Annotated in this window: 16 protein-coding genes, 2 riboswitches and 1 other annotated feature; of the genes, 4 read left to right on the plus strand and 12 right to left on the minus strand. The window is 35.9% G+C overall.

The window, feature by feature from the left end; genetic code table 11:
• Window positions 1–281: 281 nt before the first annotated feature.
• Entirely contained in the window at window positions 282–1,553 is a 1,272-nt protein-coding gene (locus ACLBWW_RS07880; protein WP_048544883.1) for a murein hydrolase activator EnvC family protein, read from the plus strand.
• Between the two features lie 102 nt (window positions 1,554–1,655).
• Window positions 1,656–1,820 (plus strand): hypothetical protein, encoded by a 165-nt coding sequence (locus ACLBWW_RS07885; protein WP_165775575.1) that lies wholly within the window; start codon window positions 1,656–1,658, stop codon window positions 1,818–1,820.
• 26 nt (window positions 1,821–1,846) lie between these two features.
• Here the strand turns inward: ACLBWW_RS07885 and ACLBWW_RS07890 are convergent, their stop codons facing one another.
• The 12 genes from ACLBWW_RS07890 to ACLBWW_RS07945 form a co-directional block, all read right to left on the minus strand.
• On the minus strand, window positions 1,847–3,202 hold the full coding sequence (locus ACLBWW_RS07890; protein WP_000665462.1) for a sodium-dependent transporter: 1,356 nt from the start codon (window positions 3,200–3,202) through the stop codon (window positions 1,847–1,849).
• 111 nt (window positions 3,203–3,313) lie between these two features.
• Window positions 3,314–3,561 (minus strand) — a binding site (T-box leader).
• A gap of 61 nt (window positions 3,562–3,622) precedes the next feature.
• The gene (locus tag ACLBWW_RS07895; protein ID WP_048544886.1) at window positions 3,623–4,240 is read right to left on the minus strand and encodes an NAD(P)-binding protein; all 618 of its coding nucleotides are present in this window, start codon (window positions 4,238–4,240) and stop codon (window positions 3,623–3,625) included.
• A complete protein-coding gene (locus ACLBWW_RS07900) occupies window positions 4,215–4,970 on the minus strand; it encodes a sirohydrochlorin chelatase (RefSeq protein ID WP_098048914.1) in 756 nt (251 codons plus the stop codon). Before ACLBWW_RS07900 ends, ACLBWW_RS07895 begins: the two co-directional genes overlap by 26 nt.
• Window position 4,971: 1 nt before the next feature.
• A complete protein-coding gene (cobA, locus tag ACLBWW_RS07905) occupies window positions 4,972–5,748 on the minus strand; it encodes a uroporphyrinogen-III C-methyltransferase (protein ID WP_048544889.1) in 777 nt (258 codons plus the stop codon).
• Window positions 5,749–5,833: 85 nt separating this feature from the next.
• Window positions 5,834–6,034: a DUF3906 family protein gene (locus tag ACLBWW_RS07910; RefSeq protein WP_000366913.1), complete on the minus strand. Its 201-nt coding sequence runs from the start codon at window positions 6,032–6,034 to the stop codon at window positions 5,834–5,836.
• Between the two features lie 10 nt (window positions 6,035–6,044).
• Entirely contained in the window at window positions 6,045–7,667 is a 1,623-nt protein-coding gene (locus ACLBWW_RS07915) for a nitrite/sulfite reductase (protein WP_098131816.1), read from the minus strand.
• 11 nt (window positions 7,668–7,678) lie between these two features.
• Window positions 7,679–8,272 carry an adenylyl-sulfate kinase gene (gene cysC / locus ACLBWW_RS07920; protein WP_048544892.1) on the minus strand — a complete coding sequence of 198 codons (594 nt, stop codon included), beginning with the start codon at window positions 8,270–8,272 and terminating at the stop codon, window positions 7,679–7,681.
• A 12-nt stretch (window positions 8,273–8,284) separates the two neighbouring features.
• Window positions 8,285–9,421 (minus strand): sulfate adenylyltransferase, encoded by a 1,137-nt coding sequence (gene sat / locus ACLBWW_RS07925; RefSeq protein WP_048544894.1) that lies wholly within the window; start codon window positions 9,419–9,421, stop codon window positions 8,285–8,287.
• A 38-nt stretch (window positions 9,422–9,459) separates the two neighbouring features.
• Window positions 9,460–10,164, minus strand: coding sequence for a phosphoadenylyl-sulfate reductase (locus ACLBWW_RS07930; protein ID WP_048544897.1), 705 nt, complete (start codon window positions 10,162–10,164; stop codon window positions 9,460–9,462).
• Window positions 10,165–10,250: 86 nt separating this feature from the next.
• Window positions 10,251–10,394: a YezD family protein gene (locus tag ACLBWW_RS07935; RefSeq protein WP_000116163.1), complete on the minus strand. Its 144-nt coding sequence runs from the start codon at window positions 10,392–10,394 to the stop codon at window positions 10,251–10,253.
• A 72-nt stretch (window positions 10,395–10,466) separates the two neighbouring features.
• A riboswitch (SAM riboswitch) is annotated at window positions 10,467–10,575 on the minus strand.
• 116 nt (window positions 10,576–10,691) lie between these two features.
• Window positions 10,692–12,008: a diaminopimelate decarboxylase gene (lysA, locus tag ACLBWW_RS07940; protein WP_048544900.1), complete on the minus strand. Its 1,317-nt coding sequence runs from the start codon at window positions 12,006–12,008 to the stop codon at window positions 10,692–10,694.
• Between the two features lie 180 nt (window positions 12,009–12,188).
• Window positions 12,189–12,370: riboswitch (Lysine riboswitch) on the minus strand.
• Between the two features lie 89 nt (window positions 12,371–12,459).
• Window positions 12,460–12,855: a DUF3888 domain-containing protein gene (locus ACLBWW_RS07945; protein WP_170956979.1), complete on the minus strand. Its 396-nt coding sequence runs from the start codon at window positions 12,853–12,855 to the stop codon at window positions 12,460–12,462.
• 254 nt (window positions 12,856–13,109) lie between these two features.
• Here ACLBWW_RS07945 and ACLBWW_RS07950 point away from each other — a divergent pair, with 254 nt between their 5' ends.
• Complete coding sequence (locus ACLBWW_RS07950) at window positions 13,110–14,996, plus strand: LTA synthase family protein (RefSeq protein ID WP_447613975.1); 1,887 nt, start codon at window positions 13,110–13,112, stop codon at window positions 14,994–14,996.
• 182 nt (window positions 14,997–15,178) lie between these two features.
• Window positions 15,179–15,880, plus strand: a complete 702-nt coding sequence (gene pssA / locus ACLBWW_RS07955; RefSeq protein WP_000285422.1) for a CDP-diacylglycerol--serine O-phosphatidyltransferase — start codon at window positions 15,179–15,181, stop codon at window positions 15,878–15,880.
• The last annotated feature ends 3 nt before the right edge of the window (window positions 15,881–15,883 follow it).

Genomic DNA, 15,883 nt, shown 5'->3' on the forward strand with positions numbered 1-15,883 from the left:
CACATGAGAACGATTCCTTATCAGTGTTTTATTGGATTCCTATCTAATATTTCACTATATAAAACAAATACATTATTCCCTTTATTTTACATAAAAACCCAAAAAATACATCCTTCTTACACGAACAAAAAGTGCATCTACCATGACAATTACCGTTGAAAAATGATAAATTCCGACAAAACTTAGCAACTTTATAAAATTTTCTTTACATTATGGTTACAACGATAGACACTCTTCTTCTTATGATATATAACATTCATAGGGAAAGGAGCCAGACAACCATGAAAAAGAAATTTGCAGCGTTTAGTGTTTTAGCAGCAGGAACACTTTTTGTTTCTCCGTTACTTTCACCCGTATACGCTGAAACGAATCAAGATAAATTATCTAATATTCAATCTGAATTAGAAGGAAAACAAAATGACTTACAAAATAAATCAGTTGAGAAAGAACAAATAGAAAAAGAAATTCAAGAATTACAAAAGAAAATTGATGACTTAACTACTTCTATTAATAAAAACGAAGCTGAATTAAACGATACAAAAAAAGAAATTAGTAAAACACAACAAATAATTACTGAAAAAAAGAAACATATAGAGCAATTACAAACAAACATAGATACGCGTCAGGAAGTTATTAAACAACGTTTACAATCTATGCAAGAAAAACCTCGTACAAACATCATTACAGAGGTATTAACAAATTCTACAAACATTGCTGATCTTGTTGATAATATGTACTCTGTAAGTTTAATTTTAAACAATGATACAGATATTGTTAAAAAGCAAACAACTGACCAAAATGCTGTGACGAAAGAAAAAGAGACTGTTGAGAAAAAAGAGCAACAATTGAAAGAATCCGAGCAAAAATTAGAACAAAAACAGCAAGAATTACAAAATAACCAACAACAGCAGCAAACCTTTATTAGCGATCTACATACGAAAGTAGCAAAAGTAGATTCAGAGATTGAAGGATTAGAAGAATCTAAAGGCATTTTAGAAAATCAGCGTCAAGCTGTTCAAAAAGCAATTGAAGAAGAAAAACGTGCCGAAGAGGCTCGTAAAGCTGAAGAAGCTCGCAAGGCGGAAGAAGCTCGTAAACAAGCTACTACATCTGCTCAAACAGCTCAAGCAGCTCCAACACCACACGATACAAATATTGGTGGGTTTATTAAGCCAGCAGCTGGATCAAAAACTTCTGGGTTTGGCGTGCGCTCTATAGATAACCATAAAGGAATCGATATCGCAGCCTCAGGAACCGTTCCAATTATTGCCGCTGCTGATGGCGTTGTTATTCGCTCAGAATTATCATCTAGTTACGGAAATGTTGTGTACTTATCTCACCGTATAAACGGAAAAACATACACAACAGTATATGCTCATATGAGTAGCCGTTCTGTATCAAATGGACAAACTGTAAAACAAGGTACTCAACTCGGATTTATGGGGAACACTGGCCAATCATACGGACAACATTTACACTTCGAGCTTCACCTTGGAGAATGGAATGTCGGCAAAACAAATGCAGTTGATCCATCTCCTTATATCGGATTATAGAAAAAACTCGGTGCATACCGAGTTTTTTATTTATACTTCACATAATATAGGCTTTCCACATAGACTATAACTAAATGCCTATAGTTTACGGGGTGATCAACTATGAATACACAATTACTACAAGAAATAGAAGAAGCTAGAGAGACTTATATCGGTCGGCTATTTACGTTTGGCGGTTCAGCGTTATTTTTAATCGGATCATTCATCGCAGTCGTCACAGCCTACAAAGCATACAATCGCTTATTAAATACACCTCCAACACAATAAAAAGACGGAGATTTCTCCGTCTTTTTTTATGCAAACATTTTAAATACGCCTATCGCATTTAAAAATACAATAATTACCGTTACTGGAATAACATAACGAAGCAAGAAGAACCAAATATTAAATAATGTTTTCCCTTTCGTTTCCGTAACTTCTAATTCTTTCATTAACATTTCTTTACTCATTTTATTTGGTACGAATAGCGAAATGGCTAGTACTCCGAGCGGCAGTAATACATTACTTACCGAAAAATCGACGAAATCAAAAAATGTCTTACCAAATATTTTCACATCACTCATAATTCCAAACGATAATGCTGACGGGATTCCAACTGCAAAAATAAGAATACCAATTAATAATGATGCTGACGGACGCTTTTTCTCATTATCTTTCGCAACAGATGCTACTACAATTTCAAGCATGGAAATCGCAGATGTTAAAGTTGCAAAGAAAAATAAAACTAAAAACATAATGAAGAAAAATTGTCCAAATGGTATTTTCGCAAATACTGCTGGAAGGACGATAAACAGTAGTCCTGGTCCTTCAGTCGGCTTAACGCCTAATGCGAAAATCGCCGGGAAAATTGCTAATCCTGCAAGTACTGTAATAAAAACAGTTAAACTTACAATAGATGTTGCTGATTTAGCTAAATGTTCTTCTTTCTTCAAGTACGAACTATACGTGACCATTACTGAGGCACCTACTGTTAGTGAGAAGAACGATTGTCCCATCGCGTATAAAATCGTATCTGCTGTCAGCTTTGAAAAATCTGGTTTTAAGAAGAACTCTACCCCAGCAAAAGCACCATCTAGTGTTAACGCACGAATAATGATTGCAATAAACAAAATAAATAATAGCGGCATCATATACTTACTTGCCTTTTCTATTCCCTTCTCTACACCTTTACTTACTACAAAAATAGTACAAAGCATAAAGATAAATTGCGCTCCAATCGCACTTACTGGATTTGAAATCGTTTCACCAAATAATTTTCCATAATCAACAACACCATTCCAGAAGCTACCTGTAACACTATAGTATAAGTACAGTAAAATCCATCCACCTACAACACTATAAAAAGAGAGTACACTAAAACAAGTAACAACTCCCATGCGACCAATCCAAGGATATAACTTGCTATTTGGCACCAATACTTTATACGCTGTAACTGCCTCTTTTTGAGTACTACGTCCAATAACAAATTCAGCTAAAAGAAGCGGCATACCTATAAATACAGTTAATAGTAAAAATACAAGGAAGAATGCGCCTCCCCCACCATTACCTGCAACATACGGAAATTTCCATATGGCACCAAGACCTACTGCGGCTCCGGCTGCTGCGAGTACAAAGCCTATTTTCGACGTCCATTGCTGTGTTTCTTTCATCATAAATTCTCCTTTTCTGAATATTTAAACTTTTGTTAATTATACACTTTCATTTCATACTCGCACACCTCCTTTAGAAAATAAAAAAGTCCCCTACACGCAAATATGCATGTAGAGGACGATATATGTAATGTAAATACCGTGGTACCACCTCAATTGGATTGATAAATCCCACTTGTTCAAGTACAGGAAAATTCCGATACTCTATCCTTTTAACGGCGGAACCCGGGTTGCCTACTACAATGTTCAACATACCTCTCGCAAGCCCATTCTGTATATTTTATCGTACCGGGCTCACACCTTCCCCCAGCTCTCTGAACGTATCAAATATACATACTCTTCTTGCTCATCGATTTCATTTATTGAAGTTACTTGTGATTATAAATTATATTTTTATAGTTGTAAAGTACAATTTACTCATTATCCTATATGAACTCTTCTCTCTAATTCTTGTAAAAACAATTCTCTTTTTTGTTCATTTTGAACATATATCGACTTTAATACTTCTTGCAACAATATATTTCTCTCTCTTTTCTCTATTTGTAATTCTTTCACTTTTATTCTAACTTCGTATAAAAAATCAAGATACGATCCATACGCCTCATCATATTTATTTGCGATATCATCACGAATTTTTTTTGCAAGTTTCGGACTCGCTCCTCCGGTAGAAACAGCCACATTCAATAATCCACGATGAATCGCCGCCGGAAAATGAACATTGCCACTTTCCGGGTTCGTAATAACATTTACTAATTGATTTTCTGCGCTATCTTCAGCAATTTGTTCATTTAATACGGCATCACTACTCGCTGCAACAACTAAAAAAGCACCTTGAATATCACTTTTTTCATACTCCCTTTGATACCAACGAATTTGCTTTTCTTCCACTAGTTTCACTAAATTCGCATCCAATTCAGGACTTATCACAACTATATCCGCACCTTGTTTTAGTAAAGGAATAATTTTGAATCCCGCGACTTTTCCTCCACCAATGACAACAACACGTTTCTTCTCAACTCGCACTGTAAGTGGATACATATTGATCTCCCTTCAATAATTTCTTCGTTTTCTGAATTAACATATATTGAAATGCTTCATTCTTTCCTAAATACGGACTTATTTTTATCTCATCCAACTCATATTGGCGCACTTCTTTTTCAATATGTTTCATAAGTAAACCTGTAAATAATAAGTAAGGCAGTACAACGATATTCTTTTCTTTTCGTTCAACAACTTCCTTTAACTTCTCCTCAAATTTCGGCTCGGCAGCCGCTAAATAACAAACCTCTACTTTTTTAATTTTCTCTTCATGTTGAAATAAAGAAGCAATCCAGTTTATATCTCTTAATACTTCAGGATCACTACTCCCTCTTGCTACGAGAAGTAGCGTCACTTCATTCTTATCTTCCTGTTCAATGCCACTTCCACTATACACCGATTTCACAAGTGTTTCTGATACACCAAACGGGTTACCGTAGGTCACTTTAACATTCGAAAATTGATTATTTAACTTTTCCAATTCAAGCGGTATATCTTTTTTCACATGACCTGCCGCTAATAAAAAAACTGGAATAACAATAATCTCTGTAGCACCACGCTTCACACATGTACGGAACCCTTCATTAATCGTTGGGCTCGCTAACTCTAAAAAACAAACTTCTTGAATACTTGCCTCTACACGGTTCATGCATGACGTAATAAATGCAACCGCTTCTTCTTTAGCTGCTTTCAAACGACTTCCATGGCATATATATAAGATGGCTTTCATTTTATAACACTCCACTTACTTGATAGGTACTTTCTGTCTGTTTCTCAAACCAATGGATTTTTTCTCGAAAACGGACCACTTCTCCAATTACAATCATGCTCGGATTTTGAATTTGTTCTTTTTTTGCAACATCCACAATTGTTCCTAACGTCCCAACAACTGTGCGCTGCATTGATGTCGTTCCCCGTTCAATAATAGCAGCAGGTGTACTTTTGTCTTTTCCATGCTTCATCAGTTGTTCACATATGTAGGGTAAATTGCTAACCCCCATATATACAGCTAAAGTCTCTACACCTTTCGCTAAATTTTCCCACTTCACTTCTTCTTCAGCACCTTCTTTCCTATGCCCTGTCACAATAGCAAAACTTGCACTTGCATCACGATGTGTCACTGGAATGCCAGCATAAGCAGGAGCAGCTATCCCAGCTGAAATACCAGGAACGATTTCAAATGGTACACCTTGCTTTGCTAACGCTTCAGCTTCTTCTCCTCCTCTACCAAATACAAATGGATCGCCACCCTTAAGCCTCGTTACAACTTTTCCTTTTTTCGCATATTTAATAAGAAACGTGTTAATCGTCTCTTGCTTCATCGTGTGATAATTTGGTAGTTTTCCGCAATAAATTAAATCCGCTTCAGGCTTTGCATGGGAAAGTAACTCTTTATTCACGAGACGGTCGTATAAAATAACATCTGCCTTCTCAATACATTTCAACCCTTTCACAGTAATTAAATCTGGATCACCAGGACCTGCACCAACGATATAAACCTTCCCCATCATCTCTCCTCATTTCTACTATTAAAGTGAAACTTCCATCCTTATATACGAATGGAAGTTTTCATTATTTCGTATTACCTTTTTCCTACTCATGAATAACAAATGCTGCACCTTTTCGAATCTTCTTTTTTTCAAATAGAGAAATCTCCTTTACTTCTGGTAACGGTAAAAAATGCTTTTCAAGCTCTATCTCCGCGAGCTTAAATGCCTGTTCTTCACTTTGAGCAACAACAACAATCGGAACAATACTATTTACTAACACAGCTTCAAATCGATATAAATCCATATTGTCCCTCCTAAGACGCTATTACTTCTTCTAGCACGTTATTTAACGCTATTTGTAATGTCTCTACACCAACACGGCCGACAAAATCATAAAACGTTTCAGCTGGTAATTTATTCTCTTTGAAATAGCTTATAAATGATGCAAGTACATCAGATAGATCCTCACCATCTATTTTCCCTTTTAACTTTTGGTTATAAGCACCGCCATCTAACAGCGTTCCACCTACGTATATTTCAAATGCTTCAACAATTCCTTTTTCCTTCGTTTTCATTTTCACCCCTTGCAATCCAATGTCAGCAATTTGACGTTGCCCACATGAATTCGGGCATCCTACCATATGAATACGAACTGGAACATCGAGCGCAATTTGTGTATCTAAGTACTCTGCGATTTTGCGTAATCTTTCTTTCGTTTCTACTAAAGCAAGATTGCAATACTCAATACCGGTACAGGAAACCGCATGACCAATAAATGATTTAGGACTTGCTGATATGGCTTTAAATAACGGCTCATTTAGTAAACCTGTTACATTTTCTGGCGGAACATTCGGAATAATGAAATTTTGCGAATTACATGTACGAATCTGTCCATTTCCATACTGCTTAGCAATTCTTGCAATCTCAAACATTTCTTCTGCATGTAGACGTCCTACCGGCACATTAAAACCTACATATTTTAGTCCATCTTGTTTTTGATCTTGAACACCATAAAAGTATCCCGCATTCCATCCTTTGAGAGCACTTTCTCCTTTACTTTGCAATGGTCCTATATACTCTATTAGTTTCTCTTTAAATTTCTCTGCTCCCCAGTCTGCAACTAGAAATTTCAAACGGGCTAAATGACGTTTTTCACGGTATCCAAAATCACGGAATATCGTAGCAATCGCAATTGCTACCGCCTTCACTTCTTCTGGTAAAACGAATACATCTAATTCATCAGCTAAATATGGACGGGCTGATAATCCACCGCCTACTTTTATATGAAAACCAACTTTTTTCTCACCATCTATCTCTTTCGTTGCAGGTGTAAATGCAACACAGTTAATCTCTGCGTTTGCTGAATTATAAATGTTAGAACTAATAGACATTTTAAATTTACGCGGTAAGTTAGAAAACTCTTCATTATGTTGGAAATAATCATATACCTCTTTCACAATACCCGTTGTATCAAACAGTTCATTTGCATCAATACCAGCAAGTGGATTCCCTGTAATATTACGCGTTATATCACCACACGCCCCCGCTGAAGATAACCCAACTCTTGCTAATCTTTTAAAAATATCTGGAATTTGATGAATTTCTAACCAATGAAACTGAATCGCCTGTCTTGTCGTAATATCTATTACGTCACGCCCATAATCCTCAGCGATAGAAGCAAGCACTTCTGCCTGTGCATTCGTAATAATCCCTGAAGGTATATTTACACGCATCATAAAATATCCAGCTTCTTTCGGTCTTTGTAAATATAACCCTGCCCATTTGAATGCGTCCCACTCTTCTTTCGGAATAGATTCGAAGCCATTTTCTGCATAGTAAGGAATATCATTAAAGATTTCCAATCCATCTTTTTTCAATTTATTTTTCTCAGTCTGATTTAATTTTTCATTGTTAGCCCATACTTTTTCATAACTCATTTTTTATCCCCCTATATAAAACTACGCTGTTGTAAGTACTTCACGATTTGTTCTGCACATTCTTCAATAGAATACTTGTGCGTTTCTACAATTAACTCTACTTTCTCTGGCTCCTCATACGGTGAATCAACACCAGTAAACTCTTTAATATCACCCTGTCTTGCCTTTTTGTATAATCCTTTTGGATCACGTTTTTCACACTCTTCAATTGGACATTTTACAAACACTTCTATAAACTCATCTGCTGCTAATAGATCTCTAACTTGTTTTCGGTCTACTCGAAACGGTGAAATAAACGCTGTAAGAACAACAGTACCTTGATCTACAAATAGCTTCGCCACTTCACCAATCCGTCTTATATTTTCCATACGATCACTTTCAGAAAAACCTAAGTCTTTATTTAAACCGTGGCGTACATTATCTCCATCTAATACATAGTTTCCAATATTCTTTTCAAATAGTTTACGAGCAACCGCGTTCGCCACCGTAGATTTACCTGAAGCTGATAGACCAGTAAACCAAACTACAAAACTATGATGCCCATTTCTTACTCTTCTCTCATCTTTTGAAACAGATGCTGTATGCCAAGTAATATTCGTATCCATGTCACTCTCTCCTTATTCTGTTACTACTTCTTTTTTCAAACCTTTAATTAGCACTTCCACTACTTCTTTACGACTAAATGTACTCGGCGGAACCTCACCGTTTCTTAATAGTTCTCTTACTTTCGTACCTGATAAAATGACATGATCCTCTTTTCCGTGTGGGCATGTTTTCGTTGAAGCCATCGCTTCACACTTCGTGCAGTAAAAACTATGTTCAAAAAATAATGGTGTAATCCCTAACTCTTCCACTGTAAAGTTTGTAAAAATTTCTTGTGCTTCATAAGTCCCGTAATAATCTCCTACTCCTGCATGATCACGCCCTACGATAAAGTGAGTGCATCCAAAATTCTTTCTGACTATTGCATGGAATATCGCTTCCCTCGGTCCTGCGTAACGCATTGCTGCAGGAAATACACCTAAAAAGACACGATCTTTCGGATAATAGTTTTGAAGTAATACTTCATAGCTTTCCATCCTTACATCAGCAGGAATATCGTCCGACTTCGTTTCCCCAACGAGTGGATTTAAAAAGAGACCATCTACAATTTCAAGGGCAGATTTTTGAATGTATTCATGGGCACGATGTACCGGATTTCTCGTTTGAAATCCAACCACTGTTTTCCAACCACGTTTTTTAAATGCTTCTCTCGTTTCAATTGGATCTAAATGATAAGAAGGAAACGGATTATTTTCAAAGCGTTTTGTAAGAATAATAGCTCCCCCGACATAAACGTTCGGTCGTTCATATAATTTTTTCACTCCTGGATGAGCCTCATCCGTCGTTTTATACACAAGTAACGCTTCTTTTTCCTTGTCAGGCACAAAAATATCTTCTATTTGAATGACACCATATACATTTTCAGCATTAACAAGTTTTACTTCCTCTCCAGCTTTTAGACTCTCTGCTACTTCTTCTGTTACTGGTAATGTAATCGGTATACTCCATATGCTCCCGTTTGCTAAGCGAAGCGTTTCTACGACCGAATCATAATCTTTCTTTCCTAAAAAACCAGTAAGTGGGCTATATCCCCCTGTCGCTAATAGCTCTAAATCACTTAACGCAATGTTGTCTAGTTCAATTTCTTTTTCGATTTGTGATACGTCGTAAGTCTCGTCTATACGATTTATTAATTCGTTTCTTGTACTCATTTTCTATTTCCTCTCTTAGCTTTATTTTCAAATTCATCTTATTGGTAATGAAGACCACATTCTGTTTTCACTTTCCCAGACCACCTACCATCTCTCGAATCGCCACCCTCACCTACAGGTAACGTACACTTCTCACACCCAATACTTGGATATCCAACATCATGCAGCGGGTTATACGGTAAGCTATGTTTGTATACATATCGCCACACTTCTTTCCACGTCCAATGAATGAGTGGACAAACTTTAATAGATTGAAAGCGATGATCTTGATTTATAAACTTTGTATGCTTACGTGTTTCTGATTGTTCCCTCCTTAAGCCCGATATCCACGCTTTTTCCGCTGCCAATGATTTTTCTAACGGTAAAATTTTTCTAATTTCACAACAAAGATTCGGATTACTTTCCCATAATTTCTCACCATGCAACTTCGCTTGTTCATCAAGCGTAAGTTCCGGCTGTTTTTCTATAATATTTAATGAAGGAAATCGTTTCCGCACTTTTTGAATTAATTCATACGTTTCTTGAAAATGAACATTCGTATCTAAAAATACAACTTTAGCAGATGGATTTACTTGGTTTATAAGATGCAGCAATACCATCCCTTCCACTCCGAAGCTACATGCGTATACAATTTCATTTTTATATTCTTTATAAGCCCAACTTAATACAGATAGCGCGCCTTTCGTTTCATCTTCTTCTGAAAATGAAACATTACTTTCTTCCCACGTTTCATACGTCAACATGTTCTTTCCCCCTGTAAAAGCAAAAAGACGGTTTTAACCTAATATAATAGGTTAAAACCGCCTCTAGTTTTTCTAGTCAGCGCTTTTTACTTTAAACGTACCTTTTCACTTTTCTCTAATTGAATGACTTTCCCATCTTGCACAACAATTGTAATTGAACCATATTTCATATCAGCAAGCATCGCTTGAATTTTCTCAGATACTTCCTCAAAATGTTCCCGTACGCTCACGCGAACAGCCCCCCTTTTTATTCATAAAAAAAATCTTTCCCATTTCGAAAAGACTGTTCGGTAATATATTTTACCTTATCTTTCAAAATGGATTCCATTTTGCTGGACTTAGCACCTTGCTTTCTATAAGCAGGTTGCCGAGCTTCTTCGGGCCAGTTCCCTCCGCTTCTCTTGATAAGCTTTGTATTTGTATTTTATCACAATTCTGATTTTTTTCAATCCTAGTTTTCCGATATATTTTAATTATTTTATTTTATAAAAAAGGAATTGCCCATCCGAACAACTCCTTTTTCCCATTCACACAAGTTCTTTAATACGTATGCGATCGTTCCCAATAATATTTTCATATGTTTCACGCTCTACAACAATTTGTGATGTGCCGCCTTTCGCGAAGACGACAGCTGGTCTACGAATCCGATTATAATTATTCGCCATCGAGTATCCATATGCCCCTGTACAAGAAATTGCTAATAAATCGGCTGAAGCAACTTTCGGTAGAGTGATATCCCAAATTAACATATCTCCACTCTCACAGCACTTCCCAGCAATCGAGACAAGTTCCTCATTCTCATCATTCCCTCGATTCGCTAACATCGCTTCATAACGAGCGTTATATAAAGCAGGTCTTAAATTATCAGTCATCCCACCATCCACTGATACATATTTCCGAATACCAGGAATGTCTTTCACAGATCCGACTGTATAAATTGTCGTTCCAGCATCCCCTACAATACTACGGCCTGGTTCAACCCATATTTCTGGCAGGGGATAATTACATACTGTAAATTGTTCCCTCACAGCACTTGTTACAGCTCGCACATATGTCTCAAGAGTTAATGGTGTATCTGACTCTGTGTAGCGTATTCCGAATCCTCCGCCTACATTTAGCACTTTTACTACATAGTTTGTTCGCTCTCTCACTTCTTCTAAAAATTGACGAAGAACTTCAATCGCTCGCACAAAGCCGGCCGTTTCAAATATTTGTGATCCGATATGTGAATGAATTCCTAACACATTATAATTTGATTTTTGTAAAGCAATCTCAATTACTTGCATCGCTTGACCATTTGACACGCCAAATCCAAATTTCGAATCATCTTGGCCTGTTGTAATATATTCATGTGTGTGCGCCTCTACTCCGGGCGTTACACGAATTAATATGTTCACAAATTTCCCATGTTGCACTGCTAAATCATGCAAAATTTCTAATTCTAAGAAATTATCTACGACAAAACAACCAATATTCGCCTGAAGAGCCATCACAATTTCTTCTTCTGTTTTATTATTGCCGTGAAAATGAATGCGTGATGCCGGAAATCCTGCTTGCAGCGCAGTATATAATTCTCCTCCAGAAACAACATCTAATGACATATTCTCTTCACGAGCCACTCGGCACATCTCCATGCACAAGAACGCCTTGCTTGCATATGCTACTTGATAAGAGAAACCACTTTCTTTAAACGCACGATGAAACGCGCGGCACTTTCCTCGAATTGACTCTTCATCGTATACATAAAGTGGTGTTCCGTATTGTTTTGCTAGCTGCGTCGTATCGCACCCTCCAATTTCTAAGTGTCCTTGCCCATTGATTCGGCTCGTGCCGTGTAAATACATTTGAATTCCTCCCTTATTTCCTCTAAAACTCATAACCCCAATCTTCTATTCATTGCAGCACGCTTTTAGATAGACAAAAAACGCGCGGAACAATGTTCACACGCGTTTCTTATTAGGAAAAATATATATTGAAAAAATAAACGAGTTGTTATCTCCTCAAAATAAGAAACCGCATCAACATCTCCAAATAGCTCTCCATAAAATAAATATTATGACAGTACTACATTTATTCAATGCAGTCCCAATATATGAATAAGATGGTTATTCTTATATTTCGGCAATAGTCCCTTTCAACCTATGATCACAGATTCCATTAAATCTCCCATAGCTTACTCTTTCCTATCGCGGCCTCTACCTTTGAGAGTAGATGAGGTAAGTCTATTTAATTTTCAAACATCTAATTGTTGCTATTAACAATACCAAAGGATCATTTTATTTGTCAAACAATTTTTTATATTGTTTTTTTACAGTTTAATTTCGTATCATTTGGTAAGCGCTTTACTGAAATCTTTGACACTTCCCATTCGCCTTCTTCATTATTAAATGTAATCGTTACCTTCTCAAATGGTGGAGCAATTTTCCCAGCAACTCGTTCATACTTCGTTACTTCAATACTTGCTTGAAATAAATATGTACCGCTATACACTTTTTTTAAACTAATAATTTTAGGACATTGATAAGGCTTCAAGCTCCCATATTGTTTTTCAATTGCTTTATTTATTTTCGGAAATAAAACAGAATAAAGGGCATCTTCCATAAGAGGTGCATCATATTGGGCTACCGACACACTCGGTGAAGCAAAAAGTATAACACTACTGCATACTATAAAATATAATAATCTTCGCATTATAACCTCCGTATTATTACACGATTCTTTCTGCGCACGATAATTATCATACATAGAAACTCCGTTTTATTGTCTCCCACTGCCCTTTTTCTACTCAATTATTATAAAAAAGTCCACAACTCTCTTTTATTTTCGTATAATGATACTCATAGTATAATAAACATAATAACAAAGGACTGTTCGTATATATAAAATGAGGAGCTAATCAAACCGGCTCACAAGAACTGTCATGCTTTTTAGGAGAGGAGTATATTATGCTACAACATCTGTTTCCAAAACTGCGATTTGCACTCGTTGCAGTCGTTTTATTATGGATAAAAACATATATTGTGTACAAGCTAGCATTTGATATTAAAATTGATAACTTCTTTGAAGAATTTATGCTTTTTATTAATCCACTAGCTGCGTTACTTTTATTTTTCGGTTTTGCTTTACTTGCATCTAAACACCGAAACCGCATTATAGTTGGAATCAGTTTTATACTGTCCTTTATTTTATTTGGAAATGCAATGTTTTATGGGTTTTATAACGATTTCGTTACGTTCCCAGTTTTATTTCAAACAAATAATATGGCTGATTTAGGGACAAGTATAAAAGAACTCTTTACGTACAAAACATTACTTTTATTTGCAGATGCAATTATTTTAATGTTTCTTTCACGTAAATTTCCAACATTTTGCGACAAGACGCCACTTTCTCGCTCTGAGAAGCGAACTTTCTTTAGCGGTGTAACAGCTCTATTAGCATTACAAATTGTCGTTTCAGTTATTTATAAGCCACAAATGTTCTCACGCTCATTTGATCGTCAAACTGTCGTGAAAAATTTAGGTTTATACACATATCATCTATTTGATATTACACTTCAATCTAAATCTTCGGCTGAACGTGTATTTGCAAGTGGTGACGGATTCTCTGAAATTAAAAACTATACAGACTCAAAAGATAAGCAAGTTGATAAAAACTTATTTGGAGCTGCAAAAGGTAAAAATGTAATTTTGATTTCAATGGAATCTACACAAAGTTTTGTTATTAATAAAAAAATAAATGGAAAAGAAATTACTCCATTTTTAAATGAATTTATTAAAGATAGTTTTTATTTCGATAACTTCTATCATCAAACGGGACAAGGTAAAACTTCTGATGCTGAATTTATCGTTGAAAATTCGCTTTATCCGTTAGACCGCGGTTCTGTATTCTTTACTCACGCAACAAATGAATATACAGCTACACCAGAACAATTAAAAAAACACGGATATTCTTCTGCTGTCTTCCATTCAAACGATAAAACGTTTTGGAATCGTGATGTAATGTATCCTGCACTTGGATATGATCGTTACTTTAATTTAAATGATTACGTAGGCACAGAACAAATGTCTGTCGGTTGGGGATTAAAAGATAAAGGGTTCTTTGAACAATCGATTCCAAAGCTAAAATCTTTACCACAACCGTTCTATACAAAATTTATTACTTTAACAAATCATTTTCCATTTCTTCTAAATCCAGAAGATCAATATGTTGATGAGTTTAATTCGGAAAGTGGTGTTGTAAACCGCTACTTCCCAACCGTTCGTTACACGGATGAAGCTCTTAAACTATTTATTAAACAATTAAAAGAGGAAGGACTGTATGATAATTCCGTTATTGTCATTTATGGAGATCATTACGGTATTTCTGAAAACCATAATGCAGCTATGGCTCAGTTCCTTGGTAAAGACGCTATTACACCGTTTGATTCTATGCAATTACAACGCGTCCCTCTCATTATTCATGTACCTGGTCAAGAAGGAAAAGTCATTTCTAAAGTATCTGGTCAAATTGATATTAAACCAACGCTACTTCATTTACTTGGTATTAAAACAAATCAATCAGTTGAATTTGGAACTGACCTATTTATTAAAGAAGAAGATCCACTTATGGTAATGCGTGATGGTAGCTTCGTTTCGGAAAACTATGTTTATACAAAAAACATGTGCTATAAACGAAATACAGGTGAAGAAGCGGACATTTCATTATGTCAACCAAATATTGAAAAAGCAAAAACTGAATTGAAACTCTCCGACAAACTCATTTATGGAGACTTATTACGTTTCGACCCTAACAATCGTTATAAAACCGGAACAATGACAACGAAATTTGAATAGCGCCAGAAGCAACTTTTATAAAAGTTGCTTCTTTTTTCACTTATTTTTCAAATCATTCCGCTATGAAATCTTTCACAAATTGGGAATTTTTTTCGTATGAGGAAGAAATTTATGGTATGATAAAATAAGTAAAATTTCATAAACTAATTAAGAATTTATTACAGAAAGCAAGGGATCAGATTTTGTATAGAGCAGCTATTCCAAACTTATTTACGCTCGGAAATTTATATAGTGGATTCTTGTCAATCGGCTATGCATCTTTAGGATATTATAAATCAGCTGCTATTTTAGTACTTATCGGGATGATGTTAGATAGTCTTGATGGACGTGTTGCTCGTTTATTACGTGTTGATTCACAAATGGGAAAAGAGCTTGACTCGCTGGCGGATGTCGTAACATTTGGTGCAGCACCTGCTGTTCTCATGTATTACACATCTTTCTCCAATTACGGAATCATCGGACTATACATAGCGGGATTATTCCCTCTTTTCGGAGCATACCGTTTAGCACGATTTAATGTAACACCATCTTCTACTTCAATGAAATATTTCACTGGCGTACCGATTACAGCAGCGGGAGGGCTTGTTGCTTTCTTAACATTATTTTCACATACCATTCCAAAAATCGTTCTTATTACAGTATTTGTAACGTTCGCATTTTTAATGGTGAGCCGCATTCGTATCCCAAGTTTAAAAGATGTACCAATTCCACGATATAGTATCATTATTACACTATTTTTAGTTGGAATCATTATAACAATGTACCAAACAGGGTTCGGTAATTTTTCTGTTTTCTTATTCATTGCTATTCCACTATATATTTTGTATATGCTATCTCAATTTCTTAGACAAAGACCATCTAAAAGAGCAAATAAAGAAAAATAAGAA

The sequence above is a fragment of the Bacillus sp. M5A3_1b genome, from assembly GCF_053345335.1.